The sequence below is a fragment of the Mucilaginibacter sp. A5337 genome (assembly GCF_059690695.1).
The window spans coordinates 1-21,370 of record NZ_JCAWEC010000001.1; the positions used below are offsets into that span (position 1 = coordinate 1).

General features: G+C 42.1%; 19 protein-coding genes. 12 read left to right on the forward strand and 7 right to left on the reverse strand.

Translation table 11 applies throughout. The annotated features are described in order from the left end of the window. Nucleotides 1-397 precede the first annotated feature (397 nt). Entirely contained in the window at nucleotides 398-766 is a 369-nt protein-coding gene (locus tag AC59JO_RS00005) for a magnetosome magnetite crystal formation protein family (protein WP_497302695.1), read from the forward strand. A 63-nt stretch (nucleotides 767-829) separates the two neighbouring features. On the opposite strand, the gene AC59JO_RS00010 is transcribed toward AC59JO_RS00005, so the two are convergent. Then, complete coding sequence (locus tag AC59JO_RS00010; protein WP_497302696.1) at nucleotides 830-1,708, reverse strand: polyphosphate kinase 2 family protein; 879 nt, start codon at nucleotides 1,706-1,708, stop codon at nucleotides 830-832. Between the two features lie 249 nt (nucleotides 1,709-1,957). Here AC59JO_RS00010 and AC59JO_RS00015 point away from each other — a divergent pair, with 249 nt between their 5' ends. Both AC59JO_RS00015 and AC59JO_RS00020 read left to right on the forward strand, forming a co-directional pair. Next, on the forward strand, nucleotides 1,958-4,285 hold the full coding sequence (locus tag AC59JO_RS00015; protein WP_497302697.1) for a penicillin-binding protein 1A: 2,328 nt from the start codon (nucleotides 1,958-1,960) through the stop codon (nucleotides 4,283-4,285). Nucleotides 4,286-4,398: 113 nt separating this feature from the next. Next, on the forward strand, nucleotides 4,399-7,614 hold the full coding sequence (locus AC59JO_RS00020; protein ID WP_497302698.1) for a DPP IV N-terminal domain-containing protein: 3,216 nt from the start codon (nucleotides 4,399-4,401) through the stop codon (nucleotides 7,612-7,614). A gap of 74 nt (nucleotides 7,615-7,688) precedes the next feature. On the opposite strand, the gene AC59JO_RS00025 is transcribed toward AC59JO_RS00020, so the two are convergent. Further along, a complete protein-coding gene (locus AC59JO_RS00025) occupies nucleotides 7,689-8,690 on the reverse strand; it encodes a phosphotransferase enzyme family protein (RefSeq protein ID WP_497302699.1) in 1,002 nt (333 codons plus the stop codon). Between the two features lie 91 nt (nucleotides 8,691-8,781). On the opposite strand from AC59JO_RS00025, the gene AC59JO_RS00030 reads away from it, so the two are divergent. Further along, the gene (locus AC59JO_RS00030; RefSeq protein ID WP_413668587.1) at nucleotides 8,782-9,339 is read left to right on the forward strand and encodes a fasciclin domain-containing protein; all 558 of its coding nucleotides are present in this window, start codon (nucleotides 8,782-8,784) and stop codon (nucleotides 9,337-9,339) included. Between the two features lie 121 nt (nucleotides 9,340-9,460). After that, nucleotides 9,461-9,940 carry a peptide-methionine (R)-S-oxide reductase MsrB gene (gene msrB, locus AC59JO_RS00035; RefSeq protein WP_497302700.1) on the forward strand — a complete coding sequence of 160 codons (480 nt, stop codon included), beginning with the start codon at nucleotides 9,461-9,463 and terminating at the stop codon, nucleotides 9,938-9,940. Here msrB and AC59JO_RS00040 read toward each other — a convergent pair. Then, entirely contained in the window at nucleotides 9,927-10,283 is a 357-nt protein-coding gene (locus AC59JO_RS00040; RefSeq protein ID WP_091210517.1) for a GIY-YIG nuclease family protein, read from the reverse strand. The genes msrB and AC59JO_RS00040 overlap by 14 nt on opposite strands. A gap of 86 nt (nucleotides 10,284-10,369) precedes the next feature. On the opposite strand from AC59JO_RS00040, the gene AC59JO_RS00045 reads away from it, so the two are divergent. The 6 genes from AC59JO_RS00045 to AC59JO_RS00070 all read left to right on the forward strand — a co-directional run bounded on the left by AC59JO_RS00045 (nucleotide 10,370) and on the right by AC59JO_RS00070 (nucleotide 14,691). After that, a complete protein-coding gene (locus tag AC59JO_RS00045; protein ID WP_090527624.1) occupies nucleotides 10,370-11,146 on the forward strand; it encodes an XRE family transcriptional regulator in 777 nt (258 codons plus the stop codon). A 74-nt stretch (nucleotides 11,147-11,220) separates the two neighbouring features. Beyond that, nucleotides 11,221-11,580, forward strand: coding sequence for a DUF4890 domain-containing protein (locus tag AC59JO_RS00050; RefSeq protein ID WP_497302701.1), 360 nt, complete (start codon nucleotides 11,221-11,223; stop codon nucleotides 11,578-11,580). A 27-nt stretch (nucleotides 11,581-11,607) separates the two neighbouring features. Then, nucleotides 11,608-12,780, forward strand: coding sequence for an aminotransferase class I/II-fold pyridoxal phosphate-dependent enzyme (locus tag AC59JO_RS00055; protein WP_497302702.1), 1,173 nt, complete (start codon nucleotides 11,608-11,610; stop codon nucleotides 12,778-12,780). Beyond that, nucleotides 12,773-13,390 carry a dethiobiotin synthase gene (gene bioD, locus AC59JO_RS00060; protein ID WP_413668592.1) on the forward strand — a complete coding sequence of 206 codons (618 nt, stop codon included), beginning with the start codon at nucleotides 12,773-12,775 and terminating at the stop codon, nucleotides 13,388-13,390. The genes AC59JO_RS00055 and bioD overlap by 8 nt, the downstream gene beginning before the upstream one ends. Before the next feature lie 50 nt (nucleotides 13,391-13,440). Then, on the forward strand, nucleotides 13,441-14,331 hold the full coding sequence (locus tag AC59JO_RS00065; protein ID WP_497302703.1) for a 3-hydroxybutyryl-CoA dehydrogenase: 891 nt from the start codon (nucleotides 13,441-13,443) through the stop codon (nucleotides 14,329-14,331). Nucleotides 14,332-14,400: 69 nt separating this feature from the next. Continuing rightward, nucleotides 14,401-14,691 carry a hypothetical protein gene (locus tag AC59JO_RS00070; RefSeq protein ID WP_413668594.1) on the forward strand — a complete coding sequence of 97 codons (291 nt, stop codon included), beginning with the start codon at nucleotides 14,401-14,403 and terminating at the stop codon, nucleotides 14,689-14,691. Nucleotides 14,692-14,810: 119 nt separating this feature from the next. Here the strand turns inward: AC59JO_RS00070 and argS are convergent, their stop codons facing one another. From argS to AC59JO_RS00090, 4 genes are all read right to left on the reverse strand, one after another. Continuing rightward, nucleotides 14,811-16,739 (reverse strand): arginine--tRNA ligase, encoded by a 1,929-nt coding sequence (gene argS / locus AC59JO_RS00075; RefSeq protein WP_497302704.1) that lies wholly within the window; start codon nucleotides 16,737-16,739, stop codon nucleotides 14,811-14,813. A gap of 239 nt (nucleotides 16,740-16,978) precedes the next feature. Next, nucleotides 16,979-17,470, reverse strand: coding sequence for a cupin domain-containing protein (locus AC59JO_RS00080; protein WP_497302705.1), 492 nt, complete (start codon nucleotides 17,468-17,470; stop codon nucleotides 16,979-16,981). Nucleotides 17,471-17,545: 75 nt separating this feature from the next. Then, the gene (locus AC59JO_RS00085) at nucleotides 17,546-18,160 is read right to left on the reverse strand and encodes an HmuY family protein (protein WP_497302706.1); all 615 of its coding nucleotides are present in this window, start codon (nucleotides 18,158-18,160) and stop codon (nucleotides 17,546-17,548) included. 28 nt (nucleotides 18,161-18,188) lie between these two features. After that, a complete protein-coding gene (locus AC59JO_RS00090; RefSeq protein WP_497302707.1) occupies nucleotides 18,189-20,276 on the reverse strand; it encodes a TonB-dependent receptor plug domain-containing protein in 2,088 nt (695 codons plus the stop codon). A 97-nt stretch (nucleotides 20,277-20,373) separates the two neighbouring features. On the opposite strand from AC59JO_RS00090, the gene AC59JO_RS00095 reads away from it, so the two are divergent. Beyond that, a complete protein-coding gene (locus tag AC59JO_RS00095) occupies nucleotides 20,374-21,339 on the forward strand; it encodes a helix-turn-helix transcriptional regulator (RefSeq protein WP_497302708.1) in 966 nt (321 codons plus the stop codon). The last annotated feature ends 31 nt before the right edge of the window (nucleotides 21,340-21,370 follow it).

Here is a 21,370-nt window from a genome sequence, read left to right on the forward strand (position 1 = left end):
ATCTCAGGACATTATCAAACCTGTAAATACATAACAGGATTATCTTAAAACCTGTAAACTTTTTTTAGGACGAGACACTCAATTAATAACTGATTATCTTGCAAAACCTTGCCGGCCCCAGCGGGGCCACGTGTTTATAGCATTAAAAAAGGGCATTTTTTGGCTCCGTAGGTGCCTCCTATTGAACTTTCAGGTTGGTGAATTTTGTGGGGTAACTTAAATCTGCAAGAGACCTTGAGGGAACAGAATGAGATAACTGTTGAGTAACGTTTTAATGTGCAGATTTCAGATGTGCGGATGTACAAACTATTATGCGAGCTATGAGCCGTCATTTTAAAAATGAATAAAACCATTTCATTTCTAAATAGTTAGCTTTATACAAAAAACTTTACCACACATGGAAAATTACAAACCTACTACTGACGACGGTAAGACCGCCGGCATCATCAGTTATCTTACACTCATTGGCTGGCTCATTGCCTACTTTGCTCTATATGCCAACAATAAAACGCCTCTGGCGGCTTACCAGTTAAGGCAAACTTTATTGTTTCACCTTGCCTCAATACTGGTTTCATGGGTTGCCGGTTTTATTATCGGCATGGCATTTATTACATCAGGTGTATTTATTGGCGCATCCATTATCTGGATAATACGTTTAGGCTTTTTTATTATATGGATTATTGGCTTCATAGGCGCTATTAACGGCGAAAAAAAACCAATGCCCTTTATTGGCGAGCCTGCACAAAATATGTTTTCAGGCATTTAAGACTTTTAAATTATAAAACAGACTTACGAAGTTTTGAAAACTTCGTAAGTCTTTACGCTTAGATCATTGCTTTTCCAAAAGCTGCTTAGCCTCTTGCAGTTTTTCCATTTCTTCCTTAGGCAAAACAGGAAACTCAAGGCTCAGGCCTCTTAACGTATCCCGGATGATTGTTGAGATAGCAATGCGCGTAAACCATTTTTTATCAGCAGGAATAATGTACCAGGGGTTATCATCTGTAGAAGTTTCGTTGATCGCCCTTTCATAGGCATTCATATACTCATCCCAATGCGCCCGCTCTGTGATGTCGCTGGCCTGAAATTTCCAGTTCTTCGCCGGGTTGTCTATTCGCTTTAAAAAGCGCTTCTTTTGTTCCTGTTTGGATACGTTCAGGAAAAACTTAATCACAACGGTACCATTGTTATGAATATGCTTCTCAAAATTGCGGATGCTCTCATATCGTTGTTCCCAAAATTTCTTGTCAATATCACTCACATCCTTTACATAAGGATTATTCTCCTTCAAAGCGAGTTCGGGATGTACCTTTACTACCAGCACATTTTCATAATGCGACCGGTTATGGATACCGATATGCCCCCTTTCGGGCAAAGCTTTGTAATGCCGCCATAAAAAATCATGATCATAGTCTTCAGAACTCGGTTGTTTAAAACTGTATACCTGGCAACCCTGAGGGTTTAAACCCGACATCGTATGCGCAATAGCGCTGTCCTTCCCGGCAGCATCCATTGCCTGAAAAATGATCAGCAATGAATAATTATTTGAGGCATATAACTGTGCTTGTAACTTAAAAGTTTCTCCAATTAGTTCGGTTAGCGCGACCCCGGCGTCATCTTTTTCATAACCGTCGCTAAAACCGGGATCATAATCGCTTAGCGAAATTTTGGAATCACTCTTTACCTTAAATTGTTCGGTCAAACTTTTCATATTAATAGATATTGATACAAAGTACAAAAAACAAGATAAAGTTTAACAGCTTAATTGAAACGGGCCCTGTAGCCTGCAACAGCTGATTTTTTATTTCCAAAACTGCTTTTGATTTATTTATTGTGTACTTTGCACATCATAAATATGTATCATACCAGTGTTAACCTAAAATTTACCTGTCTATTTTACGTTGTTTATATTTGTCAAACAGCATTATGATGTAGTGCTATAATTTTTCATCTTTACCCAATGTTCAGACGTATACGCAATCGCTTTTTAAGATACTTCGTCATATTCATATACTTCGTTATCATCTTTTTTTGTTCGATAGAACTTAACTTCCTCTGGCTTTTCGGATACTCACCCGACATGCAGGACATTAAAAGCCCCGTACTTTCAGTAGGATCAGAAGTTTATACTGCCGATGGTAAACTCATAGGGCAATATTATAAGGAAAACCGCTCACCTATCGAATTTAAAGAGATCTCTCCCAACCTTGTAAATGCCCTTGTAGCTACCGAGGATGCGCGTTTTTACAGTCACGGAGGTGTGGATTTTTACTCCTTTTTCACCAGCGTGCTTTCAACCGCCAAAGGTGATAAGCGAGGTGCCAGTACCATAACCCAACAATTGGCCAAAAACCTGTTCGAAACGCGTAAAAAGAAATCGCAGGGGGTAATTAAACACATCCCGTTGTTGCGGACAGTGGTTTATAAGTGTAAAGAATGGCTTACGGCCTTTAAAATTGAGCATGTTTATAGCAAGCAGCAAATACTGACATTGTATTTCAATACCGTGCCGTTCGGTAATAATACTTATGGTATAAAAACGGCATCCTTAAAATATTTTAACAAGCAGCCGGGTACTTTAAACCCAGCCGAATCGGCATTGCTTATAGGCATGCTGAAGGCTACATCAAGCTACAACCCTATTAAAAACCCGCAGCGTGCTACCGAAAGGCGTAATACCGTTTTGGGGCAGATGGAAAAATATAAATACCTCACTGCTGATCAATACAAAAGTAACGTAGCGTTGCCACTCTCGCTTGATCTGAGCTATGTTGAAGATGACTCGCATGGTGATTCATACCTGCGCCGCGCAGTTGAAAAATGGCTGGATAAATGGTGTAAGGATAATGATTATAACCTTTATGAGGATGGTTTAAAGATCTACACCACCATCGACTCCAAGATGCAGCAATATGCCGAAGAGGCCGTTGCCGAAAAAATGAAGATGCTGCAAAAACGCTTCTATAACCTATGGGGAAACAAAAACCCGTGGCGCGATTCAAAAGGCGTTGAGATCAAAGATTTTATTCTTAAAAACGAGCAAAGGCTGCCTATTTATAAGCTACTTGAGAAAAAATATAGTGGTGACACCGTAAAGATCCAGGATTACTTTAAAAGCAAGAAGAGAATGAAGGTATTTACCTGGCATGGTGAACAGGATACCACTTTTTCTACCATAGATTCCATTAAATATTACGCCAAAATCCTTAATACAGGTATGATGACCCTGGAGCCGTCAACCGGTAAAATAAAGGTTTGGATAGGCGGTATCGATCACCGTTTCTTTAACTACGATCACGTAAACCAAAGCCGCAGGCAGGCAGGTTCAACCTTCAAACCGTTCGCTTACCTTACTGCGCTCGACAATGGTTTTACCCCTTGCGATAAATTCACCGACAAACCCGTATCTATCAAATACAAAGACAACGGCGAAGACAAAGTTTGGGAACCTAACAACGCCGATTTCCATTTCTCCTATCGTGAAATGTCCTTGCGCTGGGCTATGGGCAAATCTGTAAATTCTATTACCGCACAGCTTACCGAAAAAGTAGGCTGGGATAAAATAGTAGAATATGCTCACCGTTGCGGTATCGAAAGCCCGCTAAAGTCGGTTCCTTCGGTATCCTTAGGGTCAAACGATGTTTCGGTTTATGAAATGGTTAGGGCGTACAGCACGTTCCTTAACAAAGGCGAAAAAATTGACCCGCTGCTGGTTACAAAGATCACCGATCAGCAGGGTAACGTGATACAGGAGTTTAAACTTAAAACCGAAAAGGTATTAAGCGAAGAAACTGCCTGGCTCATGCTTTACATGTTCCGCGGCGGCATGGAAGAACCAGGTGGAACTTCGCAGGCGCTGTGGGAATATAACGGACTTTGGAAAAAAGACAACCAGATAGGCGGTAAAACCGGCACCTCGTCTGATTATGTCGACGGATGGTACATGGGTATCACCAAAGACCTTGTAACCGGTGTTTGGGTTGGTGCCGATGACCGTTCGGTACACTTCACCTCTTCCGAAACCGGCGAAGGATCACATACGGCCCTGCCTATCTTCGGCAGGTTTATGGAAAAGGTTTATGCTGATCAGTCATTAGGATACACTTATGGTCCGTTCCCAAAACCATGGACCAAGATCACCAAAACCTATAACTGTCCGTCGCCACATATTGAAGAAGATACAACATCAACGGATAGCTTAAGCAACCCTATTGATACAACAGGCGTAACACCTGTACAGGAAAGCAATCCGGAAAACCCGGAAAGTACGCCGCCTAACCAGCGATAAACAGGTATAGGCGCTATTTTCATAAGTGAAGAGAAAATGAATAAGGTTGTTTTTTGAATTAAGAACAACCTTATTTTATTAAATTAGCCATATCTATTTAGCATAAATAATATATGAATAAAGTTTACTCACTTTTCAATAGAGTTAAAAAGCACACCATTATATTTATTTGTTTTGTTGGCTCGCTGCTGATCAGCACCAATGTAAAGGCGCAATATTTTGGCCAAAACAAAGTAAGGTACAAAAACCTCAAGTTTAACGTTTATAAAACCCCGCACTTTGAGATTTACTATTACCTGAAAAATGATAGCATGGTGAAACGCTTTGCCCAGGAAAGTGAGCTTTGGTATACCCTGCATCAACAGGTTTTCAGGGATACCTTTAAACACGCCAACCCCATAATTTTATACGCCAATCACCCCGATTTTCAGCAAACTACAGCTATCGACGGCGAAATTAGCGTGGGCACCGGCGGTGTTACCGAAGGCCTCAAAAACCGCGTGGTAATGCCGGTAATGGAAACCAACCAAACTACCAGGCACGTTATAGGCCACGAGTTGGTACATGCTTTCCAATACCGCTTGTTGATGGGCCATGATTCATCCGAATATGAAAATATAAACAACATTCCGCTTTGGATGATTGAAGGCATGGCCGAATACCTGTCGTTAGGTAAAAAGGACACTTACACAGCTATGTGGATGCGCGATGCCTATCTGAACCATGATATCCCTACCGTTCGTGACCTTACCGAAAGCAGCAAATATTTTCCATATCGTTATGGCGAGGCGTTCTGGTCCTTCATAGGCTCAACTTATGGTGATACGGTGATAGTCCCGTTCTTTAAAAACGCAGCCAAATTTGGTTTGGAATATGGCATCAGAAGAACTTTTGGCTACGACGACCGTACGCTTTCCCGCCTTTGGAAAAACTCTATCGAAGCTACCTATAAACCGTTTTTAAAAGATACCACCCAAACACCAAAAGGTATCAAACTCATCGACAGTAAAAACGGCGGCGATCTGGTTGTTGCTCCATCTATTAGCCCCGATGGTAAATATGTAGCTTTCCTGTCGGCCAAAAGTTTGTTCAGTATTGATCTTTACCTGGCCGACGCCAAAACCGGGCGTATATTACGAAAGCTCACGAGTAAAGTATCAAACACGCATATTGATGAGTTTAACTTTATTGAATCGGCAGGTGCATGGTCACCGGATGGGACTAAATTCGCGTTCAGTGTATTTAGCAAAGGGCGTAACAGGCTTGATGTAGTCGACCTGAAAAGTGGCGATGTGATTGATGATATTTCGATGGAGCAGGTTGCCCAGTTCAGTAACCTGTCATGGTCTCCCAATGGTAGGGACATCGTTTTCCAGGGATTGGTCGAAGGTCAAAGCGATCTGTACTCTTATAACTTCGATACTAAAAAGATTACGCAACTTACCAACGATAAGTTTTCTGACTACCAGCCAAGCTATTCGCCGGATGGTAAAAAGATCATCTTTTCGAGCGACAGGACTACGTACGACCAGAGCCTGGAGCAGGATATTCCTTTCAACCTTGCCGAGCTTGACCTCGAAACAGGAAAAGTAACCGATATCAAAATCTTTAATGGATCCAACAACCTGAACCCACAATATTCGGCTGATGGCTGCCAGATCTATTTCCTATCCAACCGTGATGGTTTTCGCAACCTGTACCGGTATACGATTGAGGGAGGCAAGATAGAGCAAATGACCAACCTGTTCACTGGTATTTCGGGCATTACAGAATATTCACCTGCGTTAAGTATTTCCAACCATGATGATGTAGTTTATTCTTATTACCGCGCACAAAAATATTCTATTTACAACGCTAAAGCATCCGACTTTACACCGATTGTAGTGCAGCCGGGCGATGTTAATTTTGCAGCAGGTACCTTGCCGCCCAATCGTTCTGTCGGTGTAGACCTGATCAACTCCAACCTGAACAACTTTTTGGCTTACCGCAAAATCCCAACCGATTCGGTTAAGGCAATTCCGTTCCGCTCCAAATTCAAACTCGATTATCTGGCTGGTAGCGGCATCGGTGTTGGCGTTAGTAACTTTTATGGCACAAGTCTTTCAAGCGGTATCCAAGGCGTATTCAGTGATATCCTGGGTCGTAACCAGATCTTTGCCGCTGCTTCGGTAAACGGACAAATTTATGATTCGGGTGCTGCTGTAACTTATGTAAATCAAACCGGCAGGTGGAACCTTGGTGTGGGCGTTTCACATATACCCTACCAGTTCGGCTTCAATACATCCACTTACCCGGTAAAAAATGTGGGTGGAAAAAATCAAACGGTTTACTCTGATAACATCGACATTATCCGCAACTTTGAAGATGCAGGCAGGGTGTTTACCTCCTATCCCATATCAAGAACTACCCGCTTTGAAGTGAGCGGAGCAGCCTCGCACAACTATTACCGTGTTGACCGTTACAGCGATTATTATCTGCTTGATACCACCATGGTTAATGGTAAACAACAGGTAAGTATTGGTAATTACATCACATCCGACAGGAAAAAAATCCCTAACGATGAGGAATCAGCAACCCTTAATCAAAATTACGGTTCAACCTATTTTTATAATTTAAAATCATATTCCATTTTAACGCTTTCGACAGCTTTAATTGGCGATAATTCATTTTTTGGTGTAACAGCGCCATTAAATGGGTTCAGGTACAGGCTTGAAGCCGGCTATAACTTTGGTACCTACCGTTTCTTTTCGCCTACTATTGATGTAAGGAAATATGTACGTACCGCGCCGGTTACTTTTGCAGCAAGGTTCTTTGCAACCGGCCGTTTTGGTGATGATAAAGGACTTTATCCGCTATTTGTAGGCTATCCTTTTTACATCAGGGGTTATGAGGGTCAAACGTTTTATAATAACGGCAAGGCCACCACTAATGGCTTCACTATTGATCAATTGTCAGGGAGTCGCCTGGCAGTGTTCAACTTTGAGGTGCGTTTGCCGTTTACCGGGCCCGAAAAATTGGCTGCTATAAAATCAAAGTTCCTGTTTACCGATCTTAACTTATTCTTCGATGCAGGATTGGCCTGGAATGCAGGCGACCATATTTACTTCCAGAAAGATCCGCCGGTAATTGGTCAGCAGGATTTTGTTGATAACACAGGGAAAGTAACTACTCAAAACCTTTACGGCCGTGTGCCTGCTTTAAGCGCGGGTATTTCCCTGCGTATTAACGTATTTGGCGCTTTTATTTTGGAGCCTTACCTGGCCGTTCCGTTTAACCGCAGCGACGTTAAAAAGCCGTTGTTTGGTTTAGGCTTTACACCGGGTTGGTAATAATTGCTTATTGTAAAATAAGAAAAGCGGCTGATGGCCGCTTTTTCTATTTTAACTTTCGTCTCAATATCAAACTACGGTAATAAAATATGAGCAGTATTCATCCATTTCTTAATCAGTGCAACCCGGTCTTTCATAAACTTAGGCCCCCAGAACAAGTTCGACCAGTCATCAAAGTTTTCGTACTGAAAGCCAAAATAAAACACCCAAAAGCCAAAGCCTAAATATGGTATGGCGGCAATTTCCTCATTCGATAATGGCCGAATTTTACGATAACTATCAACAAAAATGTGAAATGCATCACGGGCTTCCCTCTCAGAGATTTTGCCGTAAGTAAACTCTAAAAAGTAATGAATAAAAAAAGAGGTAATATCATAAGCCAATAACCCTTTGCCCGCAAAATCAAAATCAAAAAAGGTTATCTCATTATCAACGGTGAAATGAAAGTTTTTCGGGAGAAAATCAAAATGACAATAACCATAGCCGAAGTTCCCATCAAATTGCTTATACCGCTCAATTACTTCCCTGGCGGTTTGTTTTAGATAGGCATACTCCTCTTCTAACCCAACAAATGCAGGTTCAAGTATTTTAAGCGGATTAACTATAGTGGTATCCACCGAATAAACTTCACGATAATGATGAAGCTCAATTGACGAAGTGATATTATGTATGGCCGCCATCTCCCTGCCTACAGTTTCAAGCTGCCGATCATTCATGGCATAAATAACACTGCCTTGTGCCCAGGAAAACAAAACACCATACCGTGTACCTTCCGCAGCATTGAAAACCTGCAGTATTCCTCCATTCATATCAGAAATTGGCCGGGATACTTTAGCTCCTTTTTCAAACAGAATGGTCAATAATTCTACTTCGCCTTTGATCTCTTCCAGCTTACGGTGGGCATCTCTGTAAATTTTGAAAATGTACTTTTCAGTCACATTTTCTATAACATAAGTATCGCTCACATTACGGATCAATAAGCGGCATGTTGTATCGTCTAAACCATAACTTTCCCGAAGTTTTATATTCAGTGCTTTTGAGGATAAGGTTGAATATTGCGTAGGGAAGATTTCCATAGGTCAACAAAGGTAGTTTATAATCTACAACCCGGCTATCCATTTTAAAACCTATTTATATTTTGTATGTTTAACTTATAACCTACACACTATGAAAAAGTTACTGCTATTCATATCAATTGCATTTTGCCCGCCATTATTGCTGGCCCAAACTAACGACAAAAGCAGTAATACAACAATGCTCCCGGCCAATGATATTGTAAAAAATATATCCACAGCGCCCAATACACATACATTTTATATTTTTATTCAAAAAACAAACCTGTCGCTTACTTACACCAGCCGGGGACCAATCACCATATTTGTACCTGTTGATAGCGGATACAGCGATATGCCTACCGGCAAGTTTGACTCTCTTGCTAAACCGGCGCATATTTGGGAACTTACTGATTTAGTTGCCTACCATGCCATTGCCGGGCAGCTAAAAGCAAGGGACATTCAGAAAAAGATCAATAAGGGAAAAGGCACGGCCACGTTTACCACGCTTTCGGGTGGAAAATTGTTCGCTAAAATAGATAGCAATAGTAACATTGTTTTAATTGATGGCAACGGAGGTAAAAGCGTGATCAACCAGTTTGATATAAAACAAAACAATGGTATAGTGCACCTGGTAAGTAAGGTATTGGTGCCTAAAAAGAAGCTGATATAAACAGACTGTCAAATGACAATCCCGGTATAATATAATTACGTATTTGAGTTATAGCATGTAGAAACTTTCTGCAATAAAAGGAAGCATCTATAATTAAAATAACATCAAAACATAATGGGTTATGAAAACACTCATCTTAACAGCGATAACTTTAAGCATCCTGACAGCATTAGGATGTCAAAACACCAGTGGACAGGATGCTAAACGAAAATTGAGCAAGCCTGCCGATGAATGGAAAAAGACGCTAACATCCAATCAATATCACATTATGGTTGAAAGCGGCACCGAGCCACCATATCAGAACGAGTATTGGAACAACCACGAAAAAGGTGTTTATGTAAGTGCCGCAACCGGCGACACACTATTTACCTCGGATGATAAATTTGACAGCGGTACGGGCTGGCCAAGTTTTGTTAAACCCTTCAACCCGAAAAAAGTAGCAATAATTACTGATAACAGCTACGGCATGAGCCGTGATGAAGTTATCGAAAAAAGTACAGGCTTACACCTTGGCCACGTATTTGATGATGGCCCTGCCGACCGCGGCGGCAAAAGGTATTGCATGAACTCAGGGGCTTTAAAGTTTATTAAAAAGCCATAACCCTGCGGTTCGCATTTAATGACGGGCGCAGCTGCGGCCTTACGCGTAAGCCCTGCTCATATTTTAAGCCGATGGTTAAGTCTATCCAGTCGGCATTAACAGATCTGATCATTTTTTCTTTTTGCGGACGCGTAAATGTGCTCACCACTTTGAAACGTTCCATAGCCTGCTCTTCGGTATTGATCTCCTCAAAATAAACCAAACGGTTAAGCTGCTGCGCATTGTCAAAAAACAAGGTCGGCATTTCGCTGTAAAACTGGATGGTTTTCATCAGGTCTGAACATAAGCCTACATGCAGATTTTTACGGTTCCTGTCGGTAATGATATAAACAAAACGTTTCATTTTATGATAAAAAATTTGGTGAACAGATAATTATTACTAACTTTATGAGCATAAAATTACTAATAAATTTAGCAAATCCAAATTTTATGTCAATAATTTCACAAAATATTAAGTTTCTCCGCAAAAAGAAGGGTTTAACGCAGCAGCAATTTGCGGACGAATTAGGTATAAAACGTTCATTAGTAGGCGCATATGAAGAAGACCGGGCTGATCCCAAATACGACTTACTAAAAACTTTAGCAACCTATTTTGATGTTACTATTGATGACTTCATCAACGAAACCATCAACGAAAAATGGCAGCCAAAGCCAAAAGGCAACCCTGCCAACCTGCGGATCCTGAGTATTTCTGTTGATAAGGAAGAAAATGAAAATATAGAAATGGTGCCCGTAAAAGCCAGTGCCGGCTACCTTAATGGTTATGCAGATCCCGAATATGTGGCGCAGCTTCCCAAATTCTATCTGCCTATGTTTAAACAGGGTACTTACCGCGCTTTCGAAATCAAAGGCGACTCCATGCTGCCCCTTGTATCAGGTACTATTATAATAGGTGAATATGTAGAAAACTGGGGCGATGTAAAAAGTGGCGAAACCTATGTAGTGATCTCTAAAAATGATGGCGTGGTTTATAAACGCATCGGCAATAAATTTAAGGAGAACAAAAAGCTAAAGCTTATTTCTGATAATCCAGTTTACGAACCCTATGAAATATCCGGCGAAGACGTACTGGAGCTATGGAAGGCTAAAGGTTATATTTCAACACAATTACCTTCACCTTCACCTGAGCCTACCATGGAAAGTTTAACTGCTATGATGGCCCAGATGCAGCGCTCCATATCTAACTTACAGCAAGGCAACAATTAAGTTACATCAGCTTTTTTAAACTATTACGATATATCTTTATCATACTGATAAAACGTAAATTAAATTAAAAAGCTATGAAAAAATTATTGTTAATGTGCTGCTTCCTTTTAGGAATTTCAGCAGCCAGCTACGCCCAGGGTGGCATGAGGAGAAGCCCGGAAGAAAGAGCAAAAGAATTGCAAACCCAGCTTAAATTAACAGATGATCAAACTACCAAGATCACCGCGGTTTACAAAGAGCAGGCAACTAAAATGGACAGCGTGCGTACTGCTGCCAATGGCGACAGGGATGCAATGCGCTCTGCCATGCGCCCAATGATGGAAGCAACCAATACCAAGATCAAAGCTATTTTAACAGCAGATCAGGCTGCTGCTTACGACAAGGCAATGAAGGAAAGAATGGACCGTATGCGCCAGGGCGGCGGTGGCCAGTAAACATTATCACATAGAAAAAAGCGACCAATGGTCGCTTTTTTTATTTTTGCACCAAACGAAGCATACTTGAAAGCAGCCGACGATTTTTTAAAACGCAAATTACAGGAGCGGCAGGAAGCTGGCACATACCGTGAACTGAAACCCGAAAACGGCAAGGTTGATTTTTGCTCGAATGATTACCTCGGTTTTGCCCATTCTGCTGTTTTAAAGCAAAGCATTGCCCATGAAGTAAACAACCATCCGCTTAGCTTAAATGGCGCGGCCGGATCAAGGCTGCTATCGGGCAATATACAATATGCTGAAGACCTGGAGCAGCAAATAGCCACTTATCACCTAAGCGAAGCCGGGTTGCTTTTTAATTCGGGTTATGATGCCAACCTGGGATTGCTGTCGTCCCTTGCCCAGCGTGGCGATACTATAATTTTAGATGAACTGGTGCATGCCTCTGTTATCGACGGCGCAAGATTAAGCTATGCCAATCGCTATAGCTTCCGGCACAACGACCTGGAAAGCCTGGAGGCCAAGCTAAAAATAGCTAAAGGTAATTGCTACGTGGTTATCGAAAGTGTTTACTCTATGGATGGCGATATGCCTCCCCTTTTGGAGCTCCTTAATCTCACAGAAAAATATAACGCTGCCCTCATTGTTGATGAAGCGCACGCAGTAGGCTTATATCCTAAGGGATTGGTTTGCGAACTAAGCTTACAACAAAGAATTTTTGCCCGTGTGGTAACATTTGGTAAAGCATTGGGCGGTCACGGGGCAATAGTGCTTGGCAGTAATAATATGCGGAATTACCTGATCAACTTTGCTCGCTCTTTTATTTATACAACCTCGGCTCCTTTCCATCAACTGGCGGCTATAAAAATGGCCTATCGACTATTGGAAAACTCGCACGAGGCTATCATCAGCCTAAAAAAGAATATAGAATTATTTAAACAGGAGATAAATACAGGCGAAAATTTCACCTTGTTAAACAGCGACAGCCCTATCCAGTGCATAATACTCGGGAGCAATGAAATGGCCCGGGAAGCGGCTAAGCAACTGCAAATGAACAACCTGGATGTAAGGGCTATCCTAAGCCCAACAGTTGCGCAGGGTACCGAACGCATCAGGATTTGCCTGCATAGTTTTAATACCGAAAATGAGTTAACTTTGCTGGCTGCAACATTTAATAAATTTAGATTATTACATGCCTGATAAACAACCGATATTTATTTCCGGCATCGATACCGGGATTGGTAAAACACTGGTTTCGGCTATTTTAACCGAAAAATTAAACGCGGATTACTGGAAGCCTATACAGTCAGGCGATCTTGATAAAAGCGATACGCTTAAAGTTAAAAGCCTCATTTCAAATAAGATTACCCATTTTTTCCCGGAGGCTTATGCCCTCACACAGCCTTTTTCTCCCCATAAGTCGGCTGCACTTGATAAAGTAACTATCGACCTGGAAAACATCGTTCTGCCAAAAACAGATAACCAATTGATCATTGAAGGAGCCGGTGGTTTGATGGTGCCCCTGAATGATAACTTCCTGATCATTGATCTGATTAAACAGCTTAACGCACGAGTTATACTGGTAAGTAAACATTATTTGGGCAGTATTAACCATACCCTGCTTTCGTTACATGCGCTAAAAAAATATGGTATCCCTATTATGGGTGTGATTTTCAACGGCGATAAGGATATCTATTCAAAAAGCTATATCCTTGATTATTCGGAAGTAGCTGATCTCGGGCAGATCCCGGAGTTTAAAACTATCAACAAAAAAACTGTTAAAGAGGCCGGCAAGTTTATTACCTTGTAACACCGGCAATTTGATAAACCGATATTTCGCCGGTTTCTTAAACATATACTATGAAGAACATTACCGTAATTGGCTCCGGAACGATGGGTAACGGCATTGCACATACCTTTGCCCAGCATGGCTTTGAAGTATCGCTGGTTGATATCAGCGATGATGCACTGAGTAAAGCGTTGCAAACTATCAGCAATAACCTGGACAGGCAGGTAAAAAAGGGTACTATAAATGAAGAAACAAAAACCCAGACCCTGAGCCGCATCCGGGTTTTTACCGACCTGACTGAAGGCGCTCAGCATGCCGACCTTGTAATAGAAGCCGCCACCGAAAACCAGGAAATAAAACTAAAACTGTTTAAGCAGCTTAGCGACATTTGCAAAGATACCGTAATAGTTGCTTCCAATACCTCATCCATATCTATTACTAAAATTGCCTCAGTTACCAAAAATCCGGGCAATGTAATAGGCATGCATTTTATGAACCCGGTACCGGTAATGAAGCTTGTAGAAGTAATACGGGGTTATGCTACTACCGATGCTGTTACCGAAACCATCATGGAGCTTTCGCGCACTTTAGGCAAAGATCCGGTGGAGGTAAACGACTATCCCGGCTTTGTAGCCAACCGCATTTTAATGCCCATGATAAACGAGGCTATTTACACTTTATATGAAGGCGTTGCCGGCGTTCAGGAAATTGATACGGTAATGAAACTGGGTATGGCCCACCCTATGGGTCCACTGCAACTGGCTGATTTTATAGGTCTTGATGTTTGCCTTGCCATTTTAAAAGTTTTACATGATGGCTTTGGCAACCCTAAATACGCCCCTTGTCCGCTATTGGTAAATATGGTAACTGCAGGCCATTTAGGGGCCAAAACGGGCAGCGGGTTTTATAAATACACCCCAGGCAGCAAGGATTTGGTTGTAGCTGATAAATTTAGCGCCTAAACCCGGTTAAACTTTCGATGTTGGAGGTTGTCAATAGTAATTATACTGAACAACTAAAAACATCTGAAAATGAAAAGCATTGCTAAATTAGGAATAGTACTCGCCTTAACAGGCTCATTATTTGCATCATGCTCAAGCCAGGCTTATGTAACCGAACAACCGGTTGAACCGGTTTATGTGCGCCCGATAGCGCCTTACCCTAATGCCGTTTGGGTACCCGGCGAATGGGTTTGGCGCGGTAACCACTACGTTTACCGTCAAGGCTTTTACGCGCGACCACGATATAATCACGTATACGTACAAGGCCACTGGCAACCAACCAATCGTGGTTATGTTTGGGTGAGGGGATATTGGAGATAATCTCGCCCCCCCCCCAGCCCCCTAAAGGGGGAGTTATAAAAAGAAAAGCCTTTAGCGATTGTCTGCTAAAGGCTTTTGTATTAACAATCATTGTTCCCCCTTTAGGGGGTTAGGGGGCTCTACATCCTTTCAGGCACTTCAATACCCAAAAGCTTCATGCCTTTGCTGATCACTTTAGCTGATGATGCAGATAAGGCTAAACGGAATTGTTTTGAATCCTCGTCTTCAGCCTGCAATATCGATTTTTCGTGGTAGAACTTGTTGTACGTTTTGGCAAGCTCATACACGTAATTGGCAATAACAGCCGGGCTGTAACCTTTCGCCGCTTCTTTCACTGTTTCGGGATATTTGTTGAGCAACACGATCAGATCGCGTTCAACACCTGCCAATTCAGTTACAACCGGTTTAATTTCAGCATTATAATCAGCCCTGCTTAGCACTGATTTGATACGGGCATGGGTATATTGAATAAATGGCCCGGTATGTCCCTGAAAATCTACCGATTCGTTTGGATCAAACAGCAAACGTTTTTTGGGATCAACTTTTAACAGGAAATATTTTAGGGCTCCCATACCTATAGTATGATATAACGCAACCTTATCTTCTTCGCTAAAAGCATCAACTTTGCCCATGGCTTCGGTTTGTTCTTTAGCTGTAGTTTCCATTTCGGCCATCAGGTCATCGGCATCAACTACTGTACCTTCACGTGATTTCATTTTGCCCGATGGTAAATCAACCATACCATATGAAAGGTGAAATAACCCATCCGAACCGATTTTACCCAATTTCTGCAGTATCAGGAACAACACTTTAAAGTGATAATCCTGCTCGTTACCTACCACATAGATGGATTTATCCATATGGTAATCATTATACTTCAACTGTGCTGTACCCATATCCTGGGTAATGTAAACCGAAGTACCATCACCACGAAGTACAAGCTTTTCGTCAAGACCATCTGAAGTAAGGTCTATCCAAACCGAGTTATCTGCTTTTTTAAAGAATACATCTTTTGCAAGGCCTTCTTCAATAATATCTTTACCTAAAAGGTAAGTGTTCGATTCGTAGTAGTATTTATCAAAATCAACACCAAGTTGCTTATAGGTTTCAGCAAAGCCTGCATAAACCCAACCGTTCATGGTTCTCCAAAGGTTCATTACCTCTTCATCGCCGGCTTCCCATTTTTGCAGCATCTGCTGAGTTTCAATCATGATAGGTGTAGCATTTTTGGCTATCTCCTTGATCTTATCTTCCTCGCCGGCTATTTTATCATCCAACTCACCGATTAGCTTTTTGTTTGCCTCGTCGGTTTGTGCGCGTTTTTCCTTAACCTTGGCTATGGTAGCTAATGATTCTTCTATTTTTACCTGCTGGTTTTCTTTAAAGGCGGAGAGATTGTGTTTTTCATAAACCTCATGCAATACGGGCTTAAGCTGTTCCCTCAGTTCCTTATCAAACAATACATAATATTTACCAACCAGGTGATCGCCCTTCATGCCTGATGATTCGGGAGTTTCGCCATTGCCGAACTTTTGCCAGGCCAGCATGGATTTACAGATATGGATTCCGCGGTCATTAACCAAGTTGGTTTTGATCACCTCATACCCATCGGCAGCAAGGATCTCAGCAACCGAATAACCTAACAGATTGTTACGGATATGGCCCAGGTGCAGCGGTTTATTGGTATTGGGAGATGAATACTCCACCATTACCTTTTGCCCATTAGGTTTTGCTACCGCGAAATCATCGGCAGTAATATGATTATATAACTGGCTGATCCAGTATTCATCGCTGATAGAAAGATTAAGGAAACCTTTGATCACGTTAAAGGAAGCAACTTCTTTCAACTCGTTTTTTAAGAACTCCCCTATTTCGGCACCTGTTTGTTCAGGCCCCTTGCGCGAAAATTTGGTAAACGGGAAGGTTACTATGGTTACCTGTCCTTCAAACTCCTTACGGGTTTCCTGTATGCTAACGGCAGCCGGTTCAATGTCAGTTTGGTATAGCTGTTTAACTGCTTTTACGGCTGCTTCAATAATAAAATCCATTCGGCAAAATTAAATAAAATGGGCGGATTGAAAATATTAAAATGGTGATGTTTCTGCTTGGGTTTACGCGGCACCTACGGAGCCGAATTTCGGGATGCTATAAACACGATACTCCTACGGAGTTAAAAATGGCAGTTTTCCAAAACTCCGTAGGAGTATCGTGTTTATAGAGCCGAATGCGAACCTGATTTTGGGCTCCGTAGGCGCCTCGTATATCGTTTATCCCAGCAATCGACGACTTATTCCCTGCACATTCTCGTTAACAAAGCCTCATGCTGAGGATATTGCAACACCAATTCGTCACGCTTAGCCATTTCAAATTCGCTAAAATCAAAACCTGGCGCAACGGCACAACTCACCAATGTAAAGCCCTCTCTCCTCTTTAATTCAGCAGCAAACCAAAAGCCTGCCTGTACAACTACTGAAAAACTGCCGGTATTTTCGTCAGATAATTCATGACTTATCAAATTGCCATCTTTTTGGACCACGTGAATGATCAAAGGCTGCCCCTTATGAAAATACCAGATCTCATCTGATGCAATGCGATGAAAACCGGAGAAGTCAGCATTCTCTAATAAATAGTAAATGGAAGTGCAGGCGTTTTTAACATTTGTCTCTCCAATACGGTTAACCTGCTGTTCGGAACGAAAAGTCTCTTTGTAATAACCACCCTCAGGATGGGGGAACAGGTTTAACAATTGGATATAGTACGCTGCATTTTGAGTTTCCATAAAACAAGTATAAAACAAAAAAGCCCCCTTTTCAGGGGACTTCCGACATAATTAACCAACCAAAGAAAACCTGTCTTATTTGAAGCTTGTTGTTCCGTCGCCCTGGTAAGCATAGCGGAAAGTATAGTAACGTGATGCCGGCCTGGTAGTAAGATCAGCAAACGCGGCAGTTGTAGTGTTTGGATTGCCCTTGTAATAGCTGATCATTTCAACCTTAGCGTATTTGCCGTCAGCAGTTTTGATCACGAATATTTTACCAGGTACGGTAAGGATAGCGTGCTGCGGCTCGGTAGTAGCGGTATAAGTGTACCAGCCCGAAATGGCAGGAGCGCCCGTTGCATCGCTTTTATAACCATCTGCTGGTGCTGTGGTTAACGTTTCAAACGTGCTGCTCACTACCTGGGCCTGGGCTGTCCCGGTGCCTGATGTACCACCATTTACAAATATGCTGGTCGATTTAAATTTAAGGTCCCATTTAGTAGCTGAAGCAGTATCAGCCCCTGTAACCTCTGCTCCTGTTGCAAGGCTGAAATAAACGGTTGCCTTTGATGCACCATCAAGATCAGCAATGGTTTTAGTGGTAAGCTTGCTTGCTGCAGGGGTTGGATCGTCGTTGTTTTTACTGCATGATGATACCAGTAATATAGTCGCCGCGCCGAATGCCAATGATAAAGTTTTGAATTTGTTCATGTGTGTTTTATGTATGATAGTTTAATAATTATTGCTTATTAAAATTGTAGGCCACGCCGGCGTAGATAAGCCTGCCGGGCAGGTTCAGGATCACCTGCGGATCTTTATGATTAAACAGGTTTTGCGCAGTTAACTGCAAACGGAGTGCATTATTCATAAACAGCTTTGAAACTGACGCGTTGACCAGCATATAGCCGTTGGTATATTCATCATCCCGGTTTACAATGCCATTGCCATCGCTGTCTTTATAGCCATATCTTCCGCGATAAATAGCCCTTACCGAGGTGTTGATGCCTGTTTTTTTGTCGTAATAGTTGAGCCTGATGTTGTAGGTATATTTTGACCTGCCGAGCAAACCGCCATAGTCACTCCGTTTTAATACTTTGGTGAGATTGGTTTCAGGGTCTTTGGTGAAAACCTTGCCAGCTTTGATCTGATCAAGCACATCCTGGTCATATGCTTCTAGGTATTGGAAGCCGCCGCCTATTTGAAGGGGTTTAAAAAGCTGATAAGTAACATCGGTTTCTACCCCCTGGGTATATACTTTATTGAGATTGAAGTAAGAGAAAACCGATTGCCCGTTTGTTTTCAGGGCGATGGCAGCGGTCTCGATTAGGTTGCTGATGTTATTGCGAAACAGGTTGGCAGTCCAATAAAGTTTAGTAACTGGTTTATATCTGAAACCAAAGTTGAAAGCTGTCGAACTTTCGGCGTTTAATCTTTTAAGTGTCGAGGGATCAATCAATACTGTTTCAATCTGTCCCTCCTGCTGTAAGCGCGCTATCCCGGCTTTTGCCTCTTCGTAACCAAATACACTATAGCCAACTTCGGCATTGGTAAAGTTGAGGTAAAGCTGCCTGAAATCAGGTGCTTTGTATCCTTTACCTGCCGAACCTAATATGGTAAGCTTATCACTAAGCGCGTAACTTGCCGCCAGTTTAGGACTAAACTGCGATTTATAAACACTGTGCGCATCAAACCTGCCGCCTCCTATGATGTCAAGCTTTTTTACCGGGATCCAATCCGCCTGGAAATAACCGTAACCGCATGTAAATGACTGCTGCTTGGTATAGCGTGTAGCCTCTACAGTTTCATACTGGCCGCCAACACCTGCTGTCAACTTTAAATTATCCCGAGCCGCATAATCGTCCTGTACCTCGGCACGGTTAAAGGTTTGGGTAAAGTAAGTTTGATCGTAAACTGCATTGTCATCCTCATACCTGATATCCGAATTGGTTTTATAAACCGAGCGGTAAAGCTGCAACACTGAAACATCCTTTTTGCTGAAGCGATGGGTAAGTACAGGCGCGATATTGAAATCCTTTTCGGTGCCTTTACCTGAAGCAAAGCGGTTATTATCAACCGAAAAACGGCTGTCCTGATCATTGGTAAAATACCTTACAGATAACTTCAGACTGGTATTATCATCAAAGCGATAAGCTGTTTTGCCGTTAAGTGTATAGCCATGAAAAGGCGAAACCGTTGGAATGCCTGATGCCGGTTGCAGGCTGTAGCCTCCGCTGCTATTGCGGTTGGCAAAACCGCTGATGTAAAATTTATCCGTTTTGTATGATGAGTTCAGGGAGATATCGGCATTTTTATTGGTACCATACCGCCCGGCCGCGCCACCCGAAAAGCCTTTGGCTGGCTCGGCTGTAATGATGTTCACTACGCCGGCCATTGCCTCCGAGCCGTAAAGGGAAGATGTAGGGCCTTTAACTATTTCTATCCTGTCGATATTATTGGTGGAGATCCTTGATAGCTCCAGGATACCAGTACTGCGACCAATCAGCGGCAAGCCATCTATCAGGATGAGGGTATAAGCCGGATCAAAACCCTGGATCTGGATGCCCTGTCCGTGCGGATCATCCAAAATGTTAATGCCGGTTTGTTCAGATAAAACCTCGTTGAGGCGCACCAACCCTCGTTTTTTTATTTCTTCGGATGTGATGCGGGTTATCGGGATAGGTACCTGCTGTAAACTTTTTGCGGTTCGGGTACCTGTTACTACCACCTCTTTTAATTGCTTAGTGCTATCCTTCCCTGTTGTGTCGCGTTGTGCAAAAGCAACAGTTGAAACCAACAAGACAAGTATCAAAGGAAGAATAATTTTCATTTATTTAGACTAATTAAAAATAATGATGCAAATTTGTAGCATAGCTAACCTATTTGGTTAACGCCAAACGGATTGAAAACAACGCTAAACGGATTTTATGCACACTGCCCCTACCACTGCTTCACAAACCAACTATATTCAATTACACTACCCGGAAGGTTTTACTGCCGCATGCCTTGAGGAGAGAGGTCACGAAATAAGATTTACCGACGGCGGTGTTAAAATAAATGAATGCTGGTTTGATGGGATTTGTGTTGTATACAGTATTCTTGATTCTACCCGGTCGTTCTCTATTAGTATTGATTGCCCTAAGCCAGGTAGGGTCATGCTTTTCATGTTGGATGGTAAAACGGAAGTTGCCCTCGGGAAAACATCGATAAGAATAAGTAAGGGCAATAGTTATTCCATTTGCAGGGCCAACCTAAATGTCAATGTATTACTCCATGGTAACACCTCGATGTTGACCATATGTATTGATGAATCATTTATAGAAAAGTTATCTGCCCAGGGTGCTTTGCCTGACGATGTAAAAAAACACCCCGATCATTTGATTAAAAAGGATCTGAATACCAAGGCACAATCCATCAGTAACAACATTTTAGACAATGCCCAAAGCCCTTATTTAAAACGCCTGTTGCTTGAAGCCGGCATAGTGGATTTACTAATCAAATTGCATCAACCAGAGGAAACAATTTTGCAACCTATTTTAAGCGAAAGTGATAAAACCCGCTTACTGGAAGCCAGAAATATAGTGGAGCAAAATTTAAAACAGCCATGCTCATTAACCGAGCTTTCGCGCAAAACCGGGCTTAATGATTTTAAACTAAAAAAGGGGTTTAAAGCATTGTTTGGCAACACTGTTTTTGGTTACCTGGCCGAACTCAGGATGAATCTCGCCCATAAATTACTCCAAGACGGTCGCAGCGTCAGCGAAGTGGCCGAAACCGTGGGCTATAAAAACGCACATCATTTTACAGCAGCTTTTAAAAAACACTATGATATGCTGCCAAGTAAGGTTGGCAAACTCATGTTTATTATGATGGGGTGCTGGACCTGGATGTAATATTGAGTTTATAATTCCATGTGATGCGTCT

Coding starts and splice junctions, on each gene's coding strand:
- argS (WP_497302704.1), bottom strand. CDS start 16,739: ATGGATTTTATTATTGAAGCAGCCGTAAAAGCAGTTAAACAGCTATAC.
- AC59JO_RS00055 (WP_497302702.1), top strand. CDS start 11,608: ATGGTCGCTTTTTTTATTTTTGCACCAAACGAAGCATACTTGAAAGCA.
- AC59JO_RS00040 (WP_091210517.1), bottom strand. CDS start 10,283: ATGAAACGTTTTGTTTATATCATTACCGACAGGAACCGTAAAAATCTG.
- AC59JO_RS00015 (WP_497302697.1), top strand. CDS start 1,958: ATGTTCAGACGTATACGCAATCGCTTTTTAAGATACTTCGTCATATTC.
- AC59JO_RS00050 (WP_497302701.1), top strand. CDS start 11,221: ATGAAAAAATTATTGTTAATGTGCTGCTTCCTTTTAGGAATTTCAGCA.
- AC59JO_RS00025 (WP_497302699.1), bottom strand. CDS start 8,690: ATGGAAATCTTCCCTACGCAATATTCAACCTTATCCTCAAAAGCACTG.
- AC59JO_RS00045 (WP_090527624.1), top strand. CDS start 10,370: ATGTCAATAATTTCACAAAATATTAAGTTTCTCCGCAAAAAGAAGGGT.
- AC59JO_RS00010 (WP_497302696.1), bottom strand. CDS start 1,708: ATGAAAAGTTTGACCGAACAATTTAAGGTAAAGAGTGATTCCAAAATT.
- AC59JO_RS00020 (WP_497302698.1), top strand. CDS start 4,399: ATGAATAAAGTTTACTCACTTTTCAATAGAGTTAAAAAGCACACCATT.
- msrB (WP_497302700.1), top strand. CDS start 9,461: ATGAAAACACTCATCTTAACAGCGATAACTTTAAGCATCCTGACAGCA.
- AC59JO_RS00095 (WP_497302708.1), top strand. CDS start 20,374: ATGCACACTGCCCCTACCACTGCTTCACAAACCAACTATATTCAATTA.
- AC59JO_RS00085 (WP_497302706.1), bottom strand. CDS start 18,160: ATGAACAAATTCAAAACTTTATCATTGGCATTCGGCGCGGCGACTATA.
- bioD (WP_413668592.1), top strand. CDS start 12,773: ATGCCTGATAAACAACCGATATTTATTTCCGGCATCGATACCGGGATT.
- AC59JO_RS00080 (WP_497302705.1), bottom strand. CDS start 17,470: ATGGAAACTCAAAATGCAGCGTACTATATCCAATTGTTAAACCTGTTC.
- AC59JO_RS00070 (WP_413668594.1), top strand. CDS start 14,401: ATGAAAAGCATTGCTAAATTAGGAATAGTACTCGCCTTAACAGGCTCA.
- AC59JO_RS00090 (WP_497302707.1), bottom strand. CDS start 20,276: ATGAAAATTATTCTTCCTTTGATACTTGTCTTGTTGGTTTCAACTGTT.
- AC59JO_RS00005 (WP_497302695.1), top strand. CDS start 398: ATGGAAAATTACAAACCTACTACTGACGACGGTAAGACCGCCGGCATC.
- AC59JO_RS00030 (WP_413668587.1), top strand. CDS start 8,782: ATGAAAAAGTTACTGCTATTCATATCAATTGCATTTTGCCCGCCATTA.
- AC59JO_RS00065 (WP_497302703.1), top strand. CDS start 13,441: ATGAAGAACATTACCGTAATTGGCTCCGGAACGATGGGTAACGGCATT.